Annotated in this window: 6 protein-coding genes; 2 read left to right on the top strand and 4 right to left on the bottom strand. The window is 70.9% G+C overall.

Annotation, left to right across the window (positions count from 1 at the left end; all coding sequences use genetic code 11):
* On the top strand, positions 1 to 369 hold a 369-nt coding region (locus FV222_RS18060), incomplete at its 5' end, for an EcsC family protein (RefSeq protein ID WP_187277370.1).
* 74 nt (positions 370 to 443) lie between these two features.
* The gene (locus FV222_RS18055; RefSeq protein WP_147815316.1) at positions 444 to 1,103 is read left to right on the top strand and encodes an MgtC/SapB family protein; all 660 of its coding nucleotides are present in this window, start codon (positions 444 to 446) and stop codon (positions 1,101 to 1,103) included.
* A 113-nt stretch (positions 1,104 to 1,216) separates the two neighbouring features.
* Here FV222_RS18055 and ilvA read toward each other — a convergent pair whose 3' ends face one another.
* From ilvA to FV222_RS18035, 4 genes are all read right to left on the bottom strand, one after another.
* A complete protein-coding gene (ilvA, locus tag FV222_RS18050; RefSeq protein ID WP_147815315.1) occupies positions 1,217 to 2,833 on the bottom strand; it encodes a threonine ammonia-lyase, biosynthetic in 1,617 nt (538 codons plus the stop codon).
* A 122-nt stretch (positions 2,834 to 2,955) separates the two neighbouring features.
* Entirely contained in the window at positions 2,956 to 3,498 is a 543-nt protein-coding gene (locus FV222_RS18045) for a PilZ domain-containing protein (RefSeq protein WP_210248496.1), read from the bottom strand.
* A 156-nt stretch (positions 3,499 to 3,654) separates the two neighbouring features.
* Positions 3,655 to 3,999 (bottom strand): diacylglycerol kinase, encoded by a 345-nt coding sequence (locus FV222_RS18040; protein ID WP_147753081.1) that lies wholly within the window; start codon positions 3,997 to 3,999, stop codon positions 3,655 to 3,657.
* Positions 4,000 to 4,017: 18 nt separating this feature from the next.
* Positions 4,018 to 4,511 (bottom strand): AbrB family transcriptional regulator (locus FV222_RS18035; RefSeq protein ID WP_147815313.1); only part of this gene is annotated, 494 nt, incomplete at its 5' end.

Raw genomic sequence — 4,511 nt, 5'->3', positions numbered from 1 at the left:
GGCGCCGACGGCACGGGGCTGGCCGAGAGCGGCTACTTCGCCGTGCGCGCCGCCCTCGCCAAGACGATGGCCGAGGCCGCCCGCTACGCCGGGAGCAAGACCCTGCTCGACCAGTCCGCCCCGGCGCTGATCCGCTTCACCGCCCAGATCGCGGCGCGCTTCGGCATCGTGGTCTCGCAGAAGGTCGCCGCGCAGGCGGTGCCGGTGCTGGGCGCGTTCGGAGGGGCAGCGGTCAACACCGCCTTCATGGGCCATTTCCAGTCGATGGCGCGTGCCCACTTCACCGTCCGGCGCCTGGAGCGCACCTACGGGCCGGCGACCGTGCGCGCAGCCTACGAGGTGGAGAAGGCCACGCTCGGCGTCGCATGACGCGCCGGACGCGCCTATTCTTCACCGCCGATCGCTGAGGACCAGGGAGGCGAACGCTGCTCGGGAACGCGGAGATGATCGGCCGCCTAGCGCTGGCGGCCCTGCTCGGCAGCGTGATCGGGCTCGAACGCGAACGCCTGCTCTGGGCGGCGGGCCTGCGCACGCACATGCTGGTCTGCGTCGGATCCTGTCTGATCATGCTGGTCTCGAACTACGGCTTCGCCGACGCGCTCGGGGCGAAGAACGTCGTCCTCGATCCCTCGCGCGTCGCGGCGCAGGTCGTCTCCGGCATCGGATTCCTCGGTGCGGGCACGATCCTGCTACGCGGCGAGGTGGTGAAGGGTCTGACCACCGCCGCGAGCCTGTGGGCGGTGGCGGCGATCGGCCTCGCCATCGGCGGCGGGCTCTACGTCCCGGCGGTGGCGACCACGACCTTCGTCATCGCGATCCTGGCGGGGGTGAAACCGCTGGAGGAGCGCTGGCGCGACCGGATGCAGACGCGGACGCTTCGCATCGTCGCCAAGCGGGGGACGCTGTCGATCGACACCCTGCACGTCGCGACCGGGGAACGTGCCTCGCGGGTGCGCCAGTTCACGGCGCGCACAGCCGAAGACCCCGCCCTCGACGAGATCGAGGTGGCGTTCGTGCGCCTGTCGGCCACCAGCGTCGAGGCGATCGCCGCGACGCTGCGGGCGAACCCCGACGTCGTCAGCGTCGAGACGGTGCAGCGCTAAAGCATTTTCAAGCGCGGTGGATGCCGGCTCGCGCGAAGAAGATGCGACCACATAACAGGTTGGGCCGTTTTTCGTGATCCAGAGATCACGGAAAACGGCCCAGGCGGTCGCCGTCACGCCTTCCTGAGGCCGAACCAGCCGGCGAGGCCCGATTTGGGCGCCGGCTCGCCGTCGAGGAACATCCGGTAGGCCGGGTTGTCGGTCTCGTCGAAGCAGGGGAAGCCGAGCGCCCCGACCGCCGCGTCGAATTTTTCGCGCGCGCCCGGCGGCACGGCGATGCCCGCCAGCACCCGGCCGTAGTCGGCGCCGTGGTTGCGGTAGTGGAACAGGGTGATGTTGAAGCCCTCGCCCAGCGCATCGAGGAACTTCAGCAGCGCGCCCGGCCGCTCCGGGAACTGGAAGCGGTAGAGCCGCTCGTGCGCGAGGCCCGAGGCGCGGCCGCCGACCATGTAGCGGACATGGACCTTGGCCATCTCGTTGTCGCTCATGTCGTGGATGTCGTAGCCGTCGGCGACGAGCCCGGCGATCAAGTCGCGTTTCTCGGGGCGTCCGCCCGGCAGGTTGATGCCCACGAAGATGCGCGCCTGCGCGCCCGGCGCGTAGCGGTAGTTGAACTCGGTGATCGCCCGCGGCCCCAGGGCCGTGATGAAGGCCCGGTAGGCGCCGGGCTTCTCCGGGATGGTGACGCCGAGCAGGACCTCCCGCTCCTCGCCAAGCTCGGCCCGCTCGGCGATATGGCGCAGCCGGTCGAAGTTCAGGTTCGCCCCCGACGAGATCGCCACGAGCGGGCCGTCCGAGCCGTCACCCTTCGCCGTGCGCTCGGCGTAGAGCTTGGCGCCCGCGAGCGCGAGGGCGCCCGACGGCTCGGAGACCGCGCGGGTGTCGTCGAAGATGTCCTTGACCGCCGCGCACATGGCGTCGGTGTCGACGGTGATGACCTCGTCGAGGTGCTGGCGGCACAGGCGGAACGTCTCGGCGCCGGCTTGGCGCACGGCGACGCCGTCGGCGAACAGGCCGACCGTCGGCAGCAGGACGAGCTCGCCGGCCTTCAGGGCCGCGGCCATGCAGGCGGCGTCGTCCGGCTCGACGCCGATCACCTTTGTCTCGGGCCGCAGGTACTTCACGAAGGTCGCGATCCCGGCCGCCAAGCCGCCACCGCCGACGGGCACGAAGATCGCCTCGATCGGCCCGGTATGCTGCTGCAGGATTTCCATGCCGATCGTGCCCTGTCCGGCGATCACGTCCGGGTCGTCGAAGGGGTGGAGGAAGGTGAGATCCTGCTCGGTCTCGATGCGCCGCGCCTCGGTCAAAGCCTCGTCGAAAGCGTCGCCGTGCAGGATCACCTCGGCACCCCGCGCCCGGCAGGCGTCGACCTTGATCGCCGGCGTCGTGCGCGGCATCACGATCACCGCCCGCACCTTCAGGCGCGCGGCCGCCAGCGCCACGCCCTGAGCGTGGTTGCCGGCCGAGGCGCAGACCACGCCGCGGGCGAGCTGCTCGGGCGAGAGCGCCGACATCTTGTTGTAGGCGCCGCGCAGCTTGAACGAGAAGACCGGCTGCAGGTCCTCGCGCTTCAGCAGCACCGGCCGCCCGAGACGCGCGGTGAGCCGCGGCATCGGATCGAGCGGGCTCTCGATCGCCACGTCGTAGACGCGAGCCGTGAGGATCTTGCGGATGTAGTCGGGCGCCGGTTCGGCCGGGTGCGGGGCGGGTTTCACGGTGTCGGACATGTGGCCGGCAATAGCGGCTTGCGGCGCAAGATGCGAGCGGGCGAAGGCGCGCGGCTCGGCCGAGGCCCGCGATGCCCGACCGGCCTACGGCCCCCATGCGAGCGTGAAAGCCTACGCGATTGTCAGAGCACGAGGCCCTCGTCGAGGAGGTCGGGATCGAGCGGGCTGAGGAAGTAGGCGCCGATTCCGTTGCGGAAGCTGTGCGCCACCACCGCCTCGGTGGCGCCGAGGCGGACCTTGGCGCCGACCGCGACCGGGGCCGCGAGGTAGACGTCCGCCCGCGCGATGGAGACCTCGGCGAGCCGGCCCTTGAGGACGGTGCCATCGGCCAGGGCCACCGCCACCTCGGTGCGTCGCGGGACGATCCGCGGTGAGGTTCCGTGGCGGTCGAGCCGGCGGCTCTGGCGTCCCGCGAGCTCGACGAGGGTGCGGGCGATGGCGGTGTTGTACTGCCGCCCGGGAGTCGGCTTCACCGTGAAGGCCCGCTCGGCCGTGTGGGCGACGCGGACCTCAAGGGTGCCGACGAGGCCGATGCTGCAGGTCAGGTGCTCGCCCGGGTTCGGGACGATCGCGGAGCGGAAGCGGATGCCGTCGGCCCCGAGGCGACAGGTCACCGCGTAGAAATCCGGACGGGTCCGGCTCCAGAACAGCGACGGCAGGATCACCGCGTGCCGGGAGGATTGTTTTCTTGCGTGGGCAAGCGAGGCTTTCATGCAGCCTCGGGATAAGACGGCGGTCTTTACGGGAGTGCTGCGGAAATCCTATCAAATCGCGCGAATCGCGCGTTTCGGGAAAGGATGCCTGTGCGTGGGGCCAGCGCGTCAGAAGCGATCAAAGAGGGCCGCGATCCAGATCAGGGCGGCGAGCGCCTGCGCCGAGAACGTCCCGGCCGAGGCGAGGTCCTTCACGATGCCGATGCGCGGGTGCCGGCCGGGGTGGAGGTGGTCGCACAGCTTCTCGATCGCGGTGTTCAGGAACTCCGCCGCGAGCATCAGCAGGAGCGTCGCCATCAGGGCGACGCGGACCCAGAGGTTCGTGCCGAGCGCCAGCGCCGCCGGCACGCCCACGACGAGCAGCGCGAGCTCGAGCCGCACGGCGCGCTCGGTGCGGGCGCCGTGGACGAGCCCGCGCCATGAATTCAGGAACGCGAGCCAGAGCGCGTGCATTCACGCCGCCTCATCCATTCACGCGGGTTCCTGCGGCACCGCGCGGGCGATCCACTTGGCGAGCAGCGGGCCGGTGATCAGCACCACGAACAGCCGCAGCGTCTGCACCGCGAGCACGAACGACACGTCGACTTTCGAGCCGACCGCGATGATCGCCACCGAATCGAGGCCCCCGGGGCTGGTCGCGAGGAAGGCGGTGAGGAAGTCGATCGCCAGCAGGTGCGTCAGCCCGAGCGCCCAGCCGGCACAGAGCAGGATGACGGCGAGCGTCGCCACCAGGATGCCGGGCAGCGCGTGCAGCGTCGCGCGCAGGGTCTCGCGGGTGAAGCGCAGGCCGACGTACCAGCCGATCGTCGCGTAGGCGAGTTCCAGGATCGGCAGCGGCAGGGTGATGCTGGCGACACCGGTGGCATGGAGGGCGGCGCCGAGCAGCATCGGCCCGATCAAGGCGCCCGCGGGCAGGCGCAGCCAGAAGGCGACGCCGGCGCCGACGGCTGCGACCGCGAGGGTGA

The sequence above is a fragment of the Methylobacterium sp. WL103 genome, assembly GCF_008039885.1.
Lineage (GTDB): Bacteria > Pseudomonadota > Alphaproteobacteria > Rhizobiales > Beijerinckiaceae > Methylobacterium > Methylobacterium cerastii.
The sequence above is the reverse complement of the archived record's forward strand: the minus strand, read 5'-3'. Positions and strand labels throughout refer to the sequence as shown.